Below are 14,519 nucleotides of genomic sequence, written 5' to 3'. Positions count from 1 at the left end.
CAACCTCATCGGTGTGGTCGTTCCTCCCCAGGTCCCACCCAAGGAATGCGGACGGGACGCCCCGCGGCCTCGTGTACGGGGGCTCGCATCGACACCGACGTCGACGCGAGCCCCCGTCTCCTTGCCCTCTCGACAGGGCCCCCGACCACCCCGGGCATGATCGTCCGGACCGGGTATCCTGGTCCGGTTGTCCGCGTCCGGCCGGGTTCCCCCGGAACCGGCGTGGGCCACGACGCACGACCTCCTGCCACGGAAGGACCGTGGCCGCTTAGCCCACAGGAGGTGAGCACGTCTTGCGTCATTACGAAGTAATGGTGATCCTCGACCCCAGCCTCGAGGAGCGCACCGTCGCCCCGTCGCTCGACACGTACCTGAACGTGATCCGGACCGCGGGTGGCTCGGTGGAGAAGACCGACGTGTGGGGCCGCCGGCGCCTCGCGTACGAGATCAACAAGAAGGCCGAAGGCATCTACGCCGTCATCGACCTGCAGGCGACGCCCGCAGCGGTGGCCGAGCTGGACCGTCAGCTGCGGCTCAACGAGTCCGTGCTGCGCACCAAGGTCATCCGGCCGGAGATGCGCTAAAGCATTCAACCCGGTTCACCCGGATCAGCCTCATCGGCACTGTCGGAGGGCTCTGAGAGCCTGTACGGCAGTACTGATGAGTGCGCGAGGAGATGGTCATGGCAGGAGACACCACCATCACGGTCATCGGCAACCTGACCGATGACCCCGAGTTGCGGTTCACCCCCTCCGGTGCGGCGGTCGCCAAGTTCCGGGTCGCTTCGACGCCCCGGTTCATGGACAAGGCCTCCGGCGAGTGGAAGGACGGCGAGCCGCTCTTCCTGGCGTGCACCGTGTGGCGGCAGGCGGCGGAGCACGTCGCCGAGTCGCTCCAGCGGGGCGCCCGCGTGATCGTCTCGGGTCGGCTGCGTCAGCGGTCGTACGAGACGCGCGAGGGCGAGAAGCGCACCGTCATCGAGCTCGAGGTCGACGAGATCGGCCCGTCGCTGCGCTACGCCACGGCGAAGGTGCAGAAGATGTCCCGCTCCGGCGGCGGTGGCGGCGGCTTCGGCGGTGGTGGTGGCGGCGGCCAGGGCGGCGGCGGAGGCAACTTCGACGACCCCTGGGCCTCGGCTGCGCCAGCACCCTCGCGCGGTGGTTCGGGTGGCGGCAACTTCGACGAGGAGCCCCCGTTCTAATGGCGCCGAGCGCCCGCGATCGCAAACCAGGAGCACGAGCAATGGCCAAGGCCGCTGCACTTCGCAAACCGAAGAAGAAGGTGAACCCGCTCGACAAGGACGGGATCACCTACATCGATTACAAGGACACCGCGCTGCTGCGCAAGTTCATCTCCGACCGCGGCAAGATCCGCGCTCGGCGGGTGACCGGCGTGACCTCGCAGCAGCAGCGGCAGATCGCCCGTGCGGTCAAGAACGCCCGTGAGATGGCGCTCCTGCCGTACACGGCCACGGCCCGCTGAGAGGAGGCACCGATATGAAGATCATCCTGACTCAGGAGGTGTCCGGCCTCGGTGCCCCGGGCGACATCGTCGAGGTCAAGAACGGCTACGGCCGTAACTACCTGCTGCCGCAGGGCTTCGCGATCGCCTGGACCAAGGGTGCGGAGAAGCAGGTCACGGTCATCAAGCGGGCCCGCTCGGCCCGCGAGATCCGCGACCTCGGCCACGCCAACGAGGTCAAGGGCCAGCTCGAGGGCCTCAAGGTCAACCTGAAGGCCCGCGCCGGCGACGGTGGTCGGCTCTTCGGCTCGGTCACCCCGGCCGAGATCGTCGACGCCGTCAAGGCCGCCGGTGGTCCGGTCCTCGACCGTCGTCGGCTGGAGCTGTCCGGTCCCATCAAGTCGACCGGCTCCTACCCGGTGCGGATCAAACTGCACCCCGAGGTGACCGCCAAGTTCGACCTCACCGTCGTCCAGGGCTGACACCTCACCCCGGCACCACGACAGGGCCCGCACCGACCGGTGCGGGCCCTGTTCGCCGTACGGTCGGCGTCGCACGCCCCCGGCCGCACGGGCCGAGGCGGCGCGTCAGCCGATCGGCTGGCCGGTCACCGCGCTGATCATGACCGTCGAGACGCCGCCGCCGACCACGGCCGCCGCCAGCGCGACGCTGGCCGAGCGCCACGCCGTCCCGACCCGGCGCAGCAGCAACGCCACCACCAGGCTGCTGGCCAACGCCAACCCGAAGCGCGGCAGGCCCGACGCCAGCGAGCCCAGCGCCCGCGACCGCGGCGAGTCGCAACCCCCTCCGCTGATGTCCGTGACGCACCCCGGAGGCACCTGCCCGTCCAGGGTCAGCAACCAGACGAAGATCAGCACCGCCGGCACCAGATAGCAGGCGACCGTGTAGAGCAGCGACCGCCACGGCCCGCCCGGATCGGGATCGAGCAGGTCGTCCTCGATGCGACGGCCCCGGGCCCCCGCCCCGGCGGCCCCGGCCCGACGGCGTACGGCCGACGTCGCCGCACCGACCGGCTCCGCCCGCCGCCGACGCGGCGCGGAGTAGGGCAGCGCCGGTGACCGGGGCGCCGACACCGGCGGATCCATCCACCGGGGATCGTCGCCCGCCGGCCGCGTGCCCGACCAGAAACCCTCGTGCCGGTCGTCGCGCCCCGGCCAGGGCCACTCCTGGACGGCACCCCCGCCGGAACCCGGCGCGGTCCGGTCCCACCCACCGCCGTCGGAACACCGCTCCCACTGCCCGGTCTCGTCGGGCTGCTGCCACTGCCCAATGCCGTCGGTCCGGTCCCACCGGCCGGTGCCGGCGTGGTCCCAGCGGTCGACCTCGCCGGCCGGACGCCACGCGTGCACACCCGACGCGTCCCACGCGTCCACCGAGGGAAGACGGGACGGCGGCCCACCGGACCCGGAGGGGTGCGACCCCCGGTCCCAGGGATCGACGGCCGGCCGGTCCTCCGCCGCCCGCCGGCCCCGGCGCCCGGGCTCCCGCTCCGGTACGGGTCCGGACGCGTCCGCCTGCTCCAGGCCGGACCAGACAGCCTGCGGGCGGTCGGCCGGCAGGCGCCTCGGCCGGCTCGGCGGCACCGCGAGGGAGACCGGGTCGTCCTCGGCCCGCCGCCGCCCGGAGTATCCAAGCTCCTGTGGGTGCTCGAACGTCCACTCCCCGGTGTGCTCCGACTCCGGGGCCGCGCCGATCGCCGGGGCCTCGGGCCAACTCGTCTCGCTGACCCGGCGCCAACTGCTCGTGCTCTCGGTGGCCCGCCAGCCACCGTCGGACTGCGGCCAGTCGGCCTCGATCTGCACCTCGTCGTCGGGCGCGGCGTGCCGGCCGCCGCCGTCCGCGCGCCGGACTCCCGACTCCACCGCCCAACGTGGCAAATAGCTGTCGACCGGCTCCCGCTCGCCGCGCTCGACGGCCCGGCGGCGACTCGGCGTGCGGTGCCGAGCGGTGGCGCGCTCGTAGGGCTCGGTCGGTGCCGGGTCGGCGGGATCGTCCCAGGGGGCGACCGGCCGTCGCTCGCGCGGACCATCCTCTCCGCGTCCCCAGTCCCGGTTACTCACGGCGGGAGCGTGACCCTTCTCGACCGATGGCGCAATCCGCTGTCCAGGTGTAGCCGTTCGCTGGAGATAGTAAGGGACGTTCGACCACGCAGTTCGACCGAAAACTTGCCATCCACAGGCTGGGGATTACGTTTCCCCAGTTCAGAGCCTTGCGGTGGAGAATTCCCCAGCCGTTGTCCACAGGCTGTGCACACCCTGCGCACATGCTTGTCCACCGGCGTCCACAGGTTGTCCCGAGGCTCGTCCACCGACGTGGTTGAGGGGCTGACCTCGGGTTCCGTATGGTTGGCCCCCGACCGGCCGCGCGATGACCCCCGATCGACCGGCAGGTCGAGGTTGTCGTACCCCGGCGACCGGGCTGAATCCGGATCCGACGCAGTGGAGGGGGGACCCGTGTCGGTCACCGACGACATGCGGGCGGACTCGCGGTCGGGCGGGGGGCAGGCGTCCCCGCCGCCGCAGCGCGACGGCCAGTTCGACAAGACCCCGCCCCAGGACGTCGCCGCCGAGCAGTGCGTCCTCGGCGGCATGCTGCTGTCCAAGGACGCCATCGCCGACGTCGTCGAGATCCTCAAGACCAACGACTTCTACCGGCCGGTGCACGCCACCATCTTCGACACCATCCTGGAGATCTACGGCCGGGGCGAGCCGGCCGACTCCATCACGGTGGCGGCGGCCCTGGCCGACTCCGGCGACCTCGTCCGGATCGGCGGCGCTCCCTACCTGCACACGCTGATCGCCAGCGTGCCGACCGCCGCGAACGCGGCGTACTACGCGCGCATCGTCAGCGAGCGGGCGGTCCTGCGCCGCCTGGTCGAGGCTGGCACCAAGATCGTGCAACTGGGCTACGGCACGGGTCAGGGCGGCAGCCGCGACGTCGACGACATCGTCGACCTCGCCCAGCAGGCGGTCTACGACGTCACGGAGCGCCGCGTCAGCGAGGACTTCGCCGTGCTCGCCGACATGCTCCAGCCGACGCTGGACGAGATCGAGGCGGTGGGCGCCCAGGGCGGCGTGATGACCGGCGTCCCGACCGGCTTCACCGACCTGGACCGACTGCTCAACGGCCTGCACGCGGGGCAGCTCGTGATCGTCGCCGGACGTCCCGGGTTGGGGAAGGCGCTCGCGCTGGACACTCCGCTTCCCACGCCGTCGGGCTGGACCACGATGGGACAGGTCAAGGTCGGCGACGAGTTGCTGGGCGCTGACGGTCTGCCCACGAAAGTCACCGCCGCGTTCGAGGTGCGGCACGACCGGCCGTGCTACGAGGTCGAATTCTCCGACGGATCGGTGATCGTCGCCGACGGTGAACACCTGTGGAAGACCACTACGCGTGCAGGTCGCCGCGCCGCCCCTGCCCGTCGGCGCAACCACTGGTCTCCCGAGGCCATCGAGCGCCTGCGGCAGGCAGCCGCAGGCGCGTCCCCCGGCGACGACGTCACGATCGCGGAATTGGCCGCCGTGCTCGGTCCGGAGTTCACGCACACCGCCCACCGGGTGGCGCACGACATCGCCGACGACTCGCCCGTCGTCATGCGCAGGCGCCCGCGTGTGCGCCCGGCCAGGGCCTATCCGGCCCGCCGCCTCTACCGCCGATTGTTGGCTCGTGTCGAGCAGTGGTCGGGCAGCCTGACGGCGGCGGAGTTGCCGGACGTGGTGACGACAGAGCAGATCCGGGCGACCCTGCGTACGAACACGGCCGACCGGCGGCTGAATCATGCGGTCGAGAACGCTGCCGCACTCCGCCTCCCGGAACGGGATCTCCCGCTCGCGCCGTACACGCTCGGGGTCTGGCTCGGCGACGGCCACACGGCGGAAGGAAGGGTCACCACCGTCGACCCGGAGATCCTGGCCGGGATCGAATCCGACGGCTTCGAGGTGCGACCTTCGGGGCCGATGGTCTACACCATTCGTCCGCCGCGGCTGCCCGCGATCCCGGACCGTGAATGCGTCGTCTGCCACGCGGTCTTCACGCCTCGCGGCCCGGCGGTCCACACCTGTGGTCAGTCGTGCGGAGGGCGGTCGAAGGGGCTCGTCCCCGCGGCACGGCGCGAAGGCTGCGCTCACTGCGGGAGGCTGGGCGCCGGCGCCTGGAACGCGAGTCGCAGGTGCCGTGACTGCCACAAGCGTTACGGCTCCTTCCGCGGCTACCTGCGGGCGGCCGGGGTGTTGGGCGACAAGCACATCCCCGCCGCGTACCTGCGGGCCTCGGAGGCGCAGCGGCGAGCGCTGCTGGCCGGGCTGCTCGACACCGCCGGCACCGTGACCGTCAGCGGGAACGTGCAGTTCACCACGACGTCGCCCCGCCTCGCCGAGGACGTGCACGAGTTGGTCGTCAGCCTCGGGTACCGCTGCTCGGTCAGTCGGAAGACCGTCAAGGGGCGCACCCCGGAAAGCTCGATCGCCTTCAACCTGAACTTCACGACGAGGGACGAGGTCTTCCGCCTGCCGCGCAAGCGGGAGGCGCACCGGCTGCGGCGCCGTAGCGAGAGCAACTCCCGGACGGACAGCCGTTTCATCGTCGACGTCCGACCGGTTCCGAGCGTGCCGGTCCGATGCGTCACGGTGGACAATTCCGAGCACCTCTACCTCGCGGGTCGGGCGATGATCCCGACGCACAACAGCACCGCGAGCATGGACTTCGCACGCAACGCCGCGATCAGGGCCAACCAGGCGTCGGCCATCTTCTCCCTGGAAATGAGCAAGGTCGAGATCGTCATGCGGCTGCTCTCGGCCGAGGCGCGGGTGCCGCTGCACGTCCTGCGCAGCGGCCAGCTCTCCGACGACGACTGGACCAAGCTCGCCCGCTGCATGGGGGAAATCAGCGAGGCGCCGCTCTTCGTCGACGACACGCCGAGCATGAACCTGATGGAGATCCGGGCCAAGGCGCGCCGCCTCAAGCAGCGGCACGACCTCAAGCTGATCGTGGTCGACTATCTCCAGCTGATGACCTCCCCGAAGCGCACCGAGAGCCGGCAGCAGGAGGTCGCGGACCTCTCCCGTGGCCTGAAGCTGCTCGCCAAGGAGGTCGAGTGCCCGGTGATCGCGGTGAGCCAGCTGAACCGTGGCCCGGAGCAGCGCACCGACAAGCGACCGCAGCTGTCCGATCTGCGTGAATCTGGCTCAATTGAGCAGGATGCCGACGTCGTCATCCTGCTGCACCGCGACGACTACTACGACAAGGAGTCGCCGCGGGCCGGGGAGGCGGATTTCATTGTTGCCAAGCACAGAAATGGTCCGACCGACACGGTGACGGTGGCCGCGCAGCTCCACCTGTCGCGCTTCGTCGACATGGCCATCGTCTGAGGACGGTTGCGCGGGTCAGCCCAGGAGGGGGAACCAGCCGGCGACCTCGCCGAGTTCGAGCTGGTCGCGGTCGGTGAGCGGCACGCGTCCGGTCGCCTTGAGCAGGTAATCCGCGTCGCTCCACGCGGCCGGTCGGACGGCGTCGTCGCTGAGCAGGCCGTCCATCGTGGCCACGGCGACGCGCGACGCGAGGGCCCCGGGCAGCGGCGCGTCGGGCAGGTCGAGGACCAGGTCCAGGTGGTGCACGACGGCCTCGGTGGTCAGGGTGGCGAGCAGGTCCGGCACCCGCAGCACGTGCCCCTGGGTGGTGACGTGGCCGTCGGGATCGGCCGCGCTCGCGGCGCGTACGGCGGCGGGGGCGGTGTCGGCCCAGAGCCGGACGATTCCGCTGGGGCGGTCGAAGGCGGCGGCGGAGCGGCGGGCCCACCAGGCGTGCCGGGCGCCGTCCCCGTCCTCGTCCTCGCTGGGCGGGAACGCGCGCCAGTAGCTCACGTCGTCCACGTCGGGCGGACCCTCGGCGGGGCTGGCCAGCGCGACCAGCGCCCGCTGGGCGTCGCAGAGCACGTGGAAGAGCAGGTCCGCGACGAGCCAGCCCCGGCACCGGGTGGGTCGTTGCAGGTCGGCGTCGTCGAGGTCGACGACGACCCGGGTGATCCCGTCGTACGCCTGCGCCAGCGGGTAATGCAGCGTGTGCGGCGTCATGGGGTGCAGCGTCGCACGGGCGCCGCCCGCCGGCACGGCGATCGGGCGGTGACGGGAGGGCGCCGAACCACGGGTGACCGGGCCGGTCGAGGCGCCGGCCCGGTCGACGGAGTGGCTCAGCCGAACATCTCGTCCAGGAAGCTCTTGTGCTTCTTGCGCTTGTAGTGCCCGTGGTAGCCGTGGTGCTGCTGGCCGTGGCCGTAGGCGGGGGCCGGCGGGTAGCCGTGCACCGGCGGGGGCGGCGGGACGGCGCCGTAGCCCGGCTGGTGCGGGGCCGGGGCGGGCGGCGGGGGCGGCGGGGGCGGGTAGCCGCCCTGCTGGTGGCTCGGCTGGCCGGCGTAGCCGCCCTGCTGCTGGGCGGGCTGCCCCGGGGCCGTCCCACCCTGCTGGCGGTTCCAGTTGGCCTCCGCCTCGAACAGCTTCTCCAGCTCGCCGCGGTCGAGGAAGATTCCCCGGCACTCGCCGCACTGGTCGATGACGACGCCGCTGCGCTCGTACTGGCGCATTTCTCCGTGACACTTGGGACAGGTCAGGCTCATTCTCCGACCGTACCCGGTCGGGTCACGCGGTCGCTGTCAGCGCTTCCGTGACTTCGGCGTCGGCGACCTCGTGGAAGTCCTCGTAGTAGGCGCTGACCGCCATGAACTCCGGCGGGTGCTGGGCGCAGACGACCTGGTCGGCCTCGGCGGCCAGCATCTCGTAGGCCTCCTGCGAGCCGACCGGGACGGCGACCGCGACCCGGCGGGCGCCGAGGTGTCGGGCGACCTGGACGGCGGCGCGGGCGGTGGCCCCGGTGGCCAGGCCGTCGTCGACGATCACGGCGGTGCGCCCGGTCAGGTCGAGCGGCGGCCGGCCGGCGCGGTAGAGCTGCTCCCGCCGTTCCAGCTCGGCCTGTTCGCGGCGGCGCACCTCGGCGACGTCGTCCGCGCCGAGCCGGCCGGCCACCGCGTCGTTGAGCACCTGCACGCCGCCGGGACCGAGCGCGCCGAAGGCCACCTCGGGCGCCAACGGCATGCCGAGTTTGCGCACGACGAGCACGTCCAGGGGTGCGCCGAGACGCTCGGCGACCACCCGGGCCACGGGCACGCCGCCGCGTACCAGCCCGAGCACGATGACGTCCGGTTCACCGATGAGGGCGGTGAGCCGGTCGGCGAGCGCCCGGCCCGCCTCTTCGCGGTCACGGTAGGTGGTCATGCCTCAGGTCTACGCCGTGTCGCCGGCCTCCGCCCGCCAGTTCGCGGAAACCGGGGGGTGCAGGGCGGGGGCCCATGCCAGGAGGGCGAGCGGGTAGAGCAGGTAGCCGAAGCGGGTCGAGGGCATCAGCAGGATCGCGGCGAGCAGGCCGTACCCGCAGATCAGGGCGGCGGTGACGGCGGTGCGCGGCGGGCGGCGGGCGAGCCGGACGGCGATGGCCAGCCCGGCGGCGAGCAGCAGGGCGGCGGCGACGGCGCGGCCGGCGGGCAGCGCGGTGGCGATCAGGTGGCCGGGGAACGGGGACTGCGCGGGGCTGGTCACCAGGCCGTGCCCGAGCGGGAAGCGGAGCACGTTCTCGACCAGCGCGTCGCGGTCGACGAGCAGGGCCGGCAGCAGCGCGGCGGCGGGCAGGCCGACCGCGCCCGCGGCGACCCGCAGGCCGGCGCGCCGGGTCAGGCCCCAGATGATCAGCACGAGGGCGACCGGCCAGGCGAAGAGCTTCAGCGCCCCGGCCAGGCCGACCGCGAGGCCGGCCCGGCCCGGCCGGCCGGTGGCGGCGAGGGCGAGGGCGAGCAGGCAGAGCGCGAGTACGGGCAGGTCGTCGCCGCCGGTGGCCAGGGTGAGCGCGCAGACCGGCAGGACGGTGGCGGCCTGTACGCCCCGGAGGACGGCGGCTCCGGTGGGGTCGGTCGGGGGCCGGTGGACGCCCCGGGTGAGGGCGCGGACCGCCAGGGCGAGCGCCAGCGCGGTGCCGACGGCGAACCAGACGCGGGCGTCGGTCCACCAGGCGTCGACGGCCGCCCGGGGCAGCCCGAACAGCGCCATGCCGGGCTGGTACGGGGTGTAGCCGAGCAGCTGTTCGCCGGGTGGCAGGGCGGCGATCGCGTCGTGCCCGAGGTAGGGCGTGCCGGTGTCGACCAGCCGCCGGCCGGACTCCTCGACGACCAGCACCTCCTCCTGCGCCCGGTCGGTGCGCCCGCCGGTCCGTTGGATGCTCTGCCAGGCCAGCGGGAGCAGGGCGGTGGTGAACCAGGCGAACCCGGTGACCGCCCAGCGGGCCGGCAGCCCGGCCAGCGGCGATCCGGGGTCGCGCCGGCGCAGCAGGAGCTGGCCGGTCGCCGCGAGGGCGGCGAGGAGGTAGCCGACGGCGGCGACGGCGCCCCAGGCCCGGTGCGGGAGCAGGGTGGACGTGGCGGCGGTGATCGCGGCGAACGTTGCCGACGCGGCGTACAGGCCGAGGTCGAGGGCGAGGCCGCCGGCGGCGGAGTCGAGGGGCTGCCAGCCACGGCGGCGGGCGGTCGGGGCGGCGGTCACGCGGGCCAGTCTGGCAGCAGGTGCGCGTCGTCGCGTCAGGCGGGCAGGTGGCGGTCGGTGCGGCCGCGCCCGCCCTGCCGGCGGCCCGGGGCGAGCCGGATCACGGCTCCCGCGTCGTGCAGCGGAGGCGCGAGCGTGCCGGGGCTGCCCCCGGAGCCGCGCCGGAACGCCGCGAGGAGCGTGCCGGCGGGCACCGGGCGGGCGAAGAGGTGCCCCTGGCCCGCCGTGCAGCCCAGCTCCCACAGGGCCCGGCGCTGCGGCTCGCTCTCCACGCCCTCGGCCACCACGTCGAGGCCGAGGCTGCGGCCGAGGTCGAGGGTGGAGCGGATGACGGCGGCGGCCTCGGCGGAGCTCTCCATGGCGGTCACGAAGCTGCGGTCGATCTTCAGCTCGTGCACGGGGATGCGGGAGAGCAGCGACAGGGAGGAGTAGCCGGTGCCGAAGTCGTCGAGCGCCAGCCGGACCCCCTCGTCCCGCAGCCGGCTGAGCACCCGGTCGACCACGTCGAGTTGGCTGAGCGTGAGCGTCTCGGTCAGCTCCAGCACCAGCCGGTCGGGGGGCAGGTCGTGGGCCCGCAGCCGGGCCAGCACGGAGCCCGGGAAGCGGGCGTCGAGCAGGCTGCGCGGCGACACGTTGACGGCCACCGGCACGTCGAATCCGGCGTCCCGCCAGCTGCCCGCCGCGATCAGCGCCTGGTCGAGGATCGCCTCGGCGAAGGCGGGGAGCAGGCCCGAGCGTTCCACCGCCTCCAGGAAGCGCAGCGGGTCGATCATCCCGTGGGTGGGGTGGTGCCAGCGGGCGAGGGCCTCCGCGCCGGTGACCCGGCCGGTGCCGAGGTCGACGATGGGCTGGAAGTTGACGGTGAACTCGTGGTCGGCGACCGCGCGCGGCAGCTCGCCGCCGAGGGTGAGCCGGCCGAGGTCGGCGGTGTCCCGGGTCGGGGCGTACGTCGAGGTCCGCTGGCCGGCCCGTTTCGCCTGGTACATCGCCACGTCCGCGCGGCGCAGCAGCTCCGGCATGCCCCCGGTGGCGGGTGCGGCGGCGATTCCGCCGCTGGCCTCGACGCTGATCCGCATGCCGTCCAGGTCGAAGGGCTCGTGCAGCGCGGCGAGCAGGGTCTCCGCGCGGTGCGCGGCCACCGCCGGGGCCGGGAGACCCCGCAGGAGTACGGCGAACTCGTCGCCGCCGAGCCGGGCCACCAGGTCGCCGTCCTGGGCGGCGTCGCGCAGCCGCCCGGCGACCTGCACCAGGACCTGGTCCCCGGCGGCGTGCCCGAGGGTGTCGTTGACCTCCTTGAAGTGGTTGAGGTCGATCAGCACCAGCGCGGTCACTCCGTCGGCGTGCCGGGTGTCGAGGTGTTCGCTGCCCCGGTCGAGCAGCTGGCGGCGGTTGGCCAGCCCGGTCAGCGCGTCGTGGGTGGCGGCGTACGCGTGCTCGTCGGCGACGCGGGCCAGCTCGGCGTACGCCTGGGCGTTGCGCACGGCCGTGCACAGGGCCGAGGCGAAGGTGCGCAGCGTGTACTGCTCCCGCTCGGAGAGCTGCACGGGCCCGCGGAACCGCAGCCGCAGCACGCCCACGTCGACCGTCCGGTCGTGCCCCTCCAGCGCGGCGGGGACGACGGTGCCGTCCACCGAGGTCGGCTCGCCGGCCGGCCCGTCGTACGTGATGGCGACCGCGCCACCGCGGACGGTCCGGCCGCCGTCGCGCAGCTCGATCTCCACCTCGTCGGCGGAGAAGAGCTCGGCGGCCTGGGTGACCGCGGTGGTGAGGACCTTGTCGAGGTCGACCACGTTGAGCGCGTCGGTGGTGCGGGCCAGCCGCTGCCACGCCTGCTGCTCGGTGCGGGCCTTGACCCGGTTGGAGTAGAGCAGGTGGAGGCTGAGTACGAGGGGCGGCACCGCCAGCAGGAGCCGGGGATCCGCATGGAGGATGAACAGCGTGGTGACGATGAGGACGAAGCGCGCCAGCGCGCTCGTCACGCGCAGCCCGAGGTCCTCCCGGAAGAGTTGCCCGAGCCGGGTGCCGGTGGCGAGTGCGATGACCGGGAGGGTCAGCAGTTCGTCGAGGACCACCGTGACGGCGTAGGCGATCCCGATCGGGCCGAGGGCCGGCCAAAGGTCGGCGAGCGTCGGTGACCATCCGAGGGCGTGCAGGGTCGCCCCCGCACCCGCCGCCAGCAGCATGCTCTTGGCAATTCCGAAGGCGGCCTTCAGCGGCGGCAGACGGATGATCAGCAGGGCGATTGCCACCCCGACCCCGGTGGTCAGGATGACCAGGGGCGTCGGCGCCACCGCCAGGCTCAGGATGATCGCCGTTTCGCTCCAGGAGATGGCGTGGACGGTTGCCCGGATCCGGATCCGCCACTTGATCGTCACGCCGAGAGCAGCCATGAGGACCAGGGCGAGTGAAACCGCGAGATCCTGGCCGGACAGACCCAGTAGCACCAGTCCGCGTACGGAAACGAACGTCGCCGCGATCGCCGCAATGCAGACGAGGCCGACGTGCAGCGCCAGGCGCCGCTCGGCCTCCGTCTTGCCCGCGCTCGGTCGTGTCACCGCATCCCCGACTGTCACCCGCCTCTGATGGGCGCGAGCCAAGGCTACCTACGGTCACTCGTCGACCACAATCGTCACTGCCACTCGTGTGCCGACATTGCCATCCCTCCCCCATTCGACATGGCCCCTGCCTTGCGCGGCTGTGGTCCGCGACGTCGACAGCCTAAGTGCGGTTCGGCCAATTATGGAGGGATAAATGTGACTATGGGCAATGGATGAGAACCGTGCCTCGTGGCGTAACTTTCTGCTTCTGTCCGGGAACTCACCGCTGAGTTTCTATCCACCTCCGGTTAACGCTAGATAATGAACTGGTGGAGGGGCGGACGGCATCGGACACAGCGGTGCAGTTTGCAGCGGTCGGCAGCTCCGGCATCGGGTCCGTGGGGCGCGTCCCGGGCACGCTGGGTAGTCGGGAAGGCCGCTTCCGTGCCGGTACGCTCTGTCCGACCCGCAGTTCTGTCAGCGACAACGGGGCGCGGGCTCGCCCTTGCCGCGCCCGGCAGTGACCGAGGCAAGTTGCACTCCGTACGTTGCCCGTTGCCGTCCGATCCTGACTGGCGGGCAGCCCCGGGCAATTCTCCCGATGGTGGTGATCGTTTCCTCTCGCGCCGGAGAGGCAATGACACCACATCCGTTCCTGGCGGCATCCCCGGCTCCACCGCGACACTGCGAAGGATGGCTATCGGGCTGGTGCAAGGAAGCGGGGTGGAAACGGTCGTCGGACAACGTGCCGGGAACGCGTTCCCTCTCCCGGTCAATTCCCGACAGCGTGCTGCCACTCGACCGAGTCGGACCCTTCCCTGATCGGAGGGACCTCAGTACGTCGAGGCGGGCCGCGGGCGGTCTCGCGACGCCCGGCGCCCGGCGTCGCGTGTCCGCGCCGGTGGTCCCGCCCTCTCGTACCGGAAGATAGGCTCGCGACCGTGACCGATCCCGCGCAGCTCACCCACGTCGACGCGGCGGGCGCGGCCCGCATGGTCGACGTCTCCGCGAAGGCGGTCACCGGCCGCCTGGCCGTCGCCGCCGGCCGGCTCCGCACCACGCCCGAGGTCGTCGAGCTGCTGCGCCGCGACGGGCTGCCCAAGGGCGACGCGCTGGCGGTGGGCCGCCTCGCCGGCATCATGGGCGCGAAACGAACCCCCGACCTGATCCCGCTCTGCCACCCCATCGCCCTGCACGGCGTCACGGTCGACCTGACGCTCACCGACGACACCGTCGAGATCACCGCCACCGCGCGGACGGCGGACCGCACCGGCGTGGAGATGGAGGCGCTGACGGCGGTGGCCGTCGCCGGGCTGGCGCTGGTCGACATGGTCAAGGCGGTCGACCCCGCGGCCAGCGTCGACGCGGTCCGGGTGCTGCGCAAGGAGGGCGGCAAGACCGGCCTGTGGGTCCGCCCGGAGGAGCGGCCGTGATCCGGGCGCGGGTGGTGGTGGCGTCCAACCGGGCGGCGGCGGGGGTGTACGCGGACACCAGCGGTCCCCTGCTCGTGGCCGGCCTGCGCGACCTGGGCTGCGAGGTGGACGGGCCGGTGGTGGTGCCCGACGGCGAGCCCGTGGGCGAGGCGCTGCGGGCCGCCCTGGCAGACGGGATCGACGTCGTGCTGACCAGCGGCGGCACGGGGATCAACCCCTCCGACCGCACCCCCGAGGTGACCCGGGCGCTGCTCGACCACGAGATCCCCGGCATCGCCGAGGCGATCCGGGCGCACAGCCGCGACAAGGTCCCCGCCGCCGCGCTCTCCCGGGGGCTCGCCGGCGTCGTCGGCCGGATGCTGGTGGTCAACCTGCCCGGATCGACCGGCGGGGCGAGGGACGGCCTCGCCGTGCTCGGGCCGATCCTCACCCACGCCGTCGACCAGCTCCGCGGCGGCGACCACTGACCGCGCGACCGGGGTGGTCCACCG

Annotated in this window: 13 protein-coding genes; 7 read left to right on the top strand and 6 right to left on the bottom strand. The window is 72.9% G+C overall.

From position 1 onward, the window contains the following. Positions 1-293: 293 nt before the first annotated feature. The 4 genes from rpsF to rplI all read left to right on the top strand — a co-directional run bounded on the left by rpsF (position 294) and on the right by rplI (position 1,943). Positions 294-584 carry a 30S ribosomal protein S6 gene (gene rpsF / locus AB0G08_RS03235; RefSeq protein ID WP_121397433.1) on the top strand — a complete coding sequence of 97 codons (291 nt, stop codon included), beginning with the start codon at positions 294-296 and terminating at the stop codon, positions 582-584. Positions 585-664: 80 nt separating this feature from the next. Continuing rightward, positions 665-1,201 carry a single-stranded DNA-binding protein gene (locus AB0G08_RS03230; protein ID WP_172896610.1) on the top strand — a complete coding sequence of 179 codons (537 nt, stop codon included), beginning with the start codon at positions 665-667 and terminating at the stop codon, positions 1,199-1,201. A gap of 41 nt (positions 1,202-1,242) precedes the next feature. Continuing rightward, positions 1,243-1,482 carry a 30S ribosomal protein S18 gene (gene rpsR / locus AB0G08_RS03225; RefSeq protein WP_007073789.1) on the top strand — a complete coding sequence of 80 codons (240 nt, stop codon included), beginning with the start codon at positions 1,243-1,245 and terminating at the stop codon, positions 1,480-1,482. Positions 1,483-1,496: 14 nt separating this feature from the next. Then, positions 1,497-1,943: a 50S ribosomal protein L9 gene (gene rplI, locus AB0G08_RS03220; protein WP_358082377.1), complete on the top strand. Its 447-nt coding sequence runs from the start codon at positions 1,497-1,499 to the stop codon at positions 1,941-1,943. Positions 1,944-2,048: 105 nt separating this feature from the next. Here the strand turns inward: rplI and AB0G08_RS03215 are convergent, their stop codons facing one another. Continuing rightward, complete coding sequence (locus AB0G08_RS03215) at positions 2,049-3,542, bottom strand: hypothetical protein (RefSeq protein ID WP_358082374.1); 1,494 nt, start codon at positions 3,540-3,542, stop codon at positions 2,049-2,051. Between the two features lie 378 nt (positions 3,543-3,920). On the opposite strand from AB0G08_RS03215, the gene dnaB reads away from it, so the two are divergent. Next, positions 3,921-6,848, top strand: coding sequence for a replicative DNA helicase (dnaB, locus tag AB0G08_RS03210; RefSeq protein WP_358082906.1), 2,928 nt, complete (start codon positions 3,921-3,923; stop codon positions 6,846-6,848). 15 nt (positions 6,849-6,863) lie between these two features. Here dnaB and AB0G08_RS03205 read toward each other — a convergent pair whose 3' ends face one another. From AB0G08_RS03205 to AB0G08_RS03185, 5 genes are all read right to left on the bottom strand, one after another. Beyond that, entirely contained in the window at positions 6,864-7,550 is a 687-nt protein-coding gene (locus tag AB0G08_RS03205; RefSeq protein ID WP_358082371.1) for a maleylpyruvate isomerase N-terminal domain-containing protein, read from the bottom strand. 116 nt (positions 7,551-7,666) lie between these two features. Beyond that, positions 7,667-8,089, bottom strand: a complete 423-nt coding sequence (locus tag AB0G08_RS03200; protein WP_358082368.1) for a zf-TFIIB domain-containing protein — start codon at positions 8,087-8,089, stop codon at positions 7,667-7,669. A gap of 22 nt (positions 8,090-8,111) precedes the next feature. Then, on the bottom strand, positions 8,112-8,744 hold the full coding sequence (locus tag AB0G08_RS03195; protein ID WP_358082365.1) for a phosphoribosyltransferase family protein: 633 nt from the start codon (positions 8,742-8,744) through the stop codon (positions 8,112-8,114). Between the two features lie 9 nt (positions 8,745-8,753). After that, the gene (locus AB0G08_RS03190) at positions 8,754-10,058 is read right to left on the bottom strand and encodes a glycosyltransferase 87 family protein (protein ID WP_358082362.1); all 1,305 of its coding nucleotides are present in this window, start codon (positions 10,056-10,058) and stop codon (positions 8,754-8,756) included. A gap of 35 nt (positions 10,059-10,093) precedes the next feature. Further along, the gene (locus tag AB0G08_RS03185) at positions 10,094-12,502 is read right to left on the bottom strand and encodes a bifunctional diguanylate cyclase/phosphodiesterase (protein WP_358082904.1); all 2,409 of its coding nucleotides are present in this window, start codon (positions 12,500-12,502) and stop codon (positions 10,094-10,096) included. A 1,034-nt stretch (positions 12,503-13,536) separates the two neighbouring features. Between AB0G08_RS03185 and moaC the strand changes: the two genes are divergently transcribed. Then, entirely contained in the window at positions 13,537-14,028 is a 492-nt protein-coding gene (gene moaC, locus AB0G08_RS03180) for a cyclic pyranopterin monophosphate synthase MoaC (protein ID WP_358082359.1), read from the top strand. Continuing rightward, positions 14,025-14,495 carry a MogA/MoaB family molybdenum cofactor biosynthesis protein gene (locus AB0G08_RS03175; protein WP_334607889.1) on the top strand — a complete coding sequence of 157 codons (471 nt, stop codon included), beginning with the start codon at positions 14,025-14,027 and terminating at the stop codon, positions 14,493-14,495. Before moaC ends, AB0G08_RS03175 begins: the two co-directional genes overlap by 4 nt. Positions 14,496-14,519 lie beyond the last annotated feature (24 nt).

It is taken from the genome of Micromonospora sp. NPDC023644, assembly GCF_040640115.1.
Taxonomy (GTDB): Bacteria; Actinomycetota; Actinomycetes; order Mycobacteriales; family Micromonosporaceae; genus Micromonospora.
The sequence above is the reverse complement of the archived record's forward strand: the minus strand, read 5'-3'. Positions and strand labels throughout refer to the sequence as shown.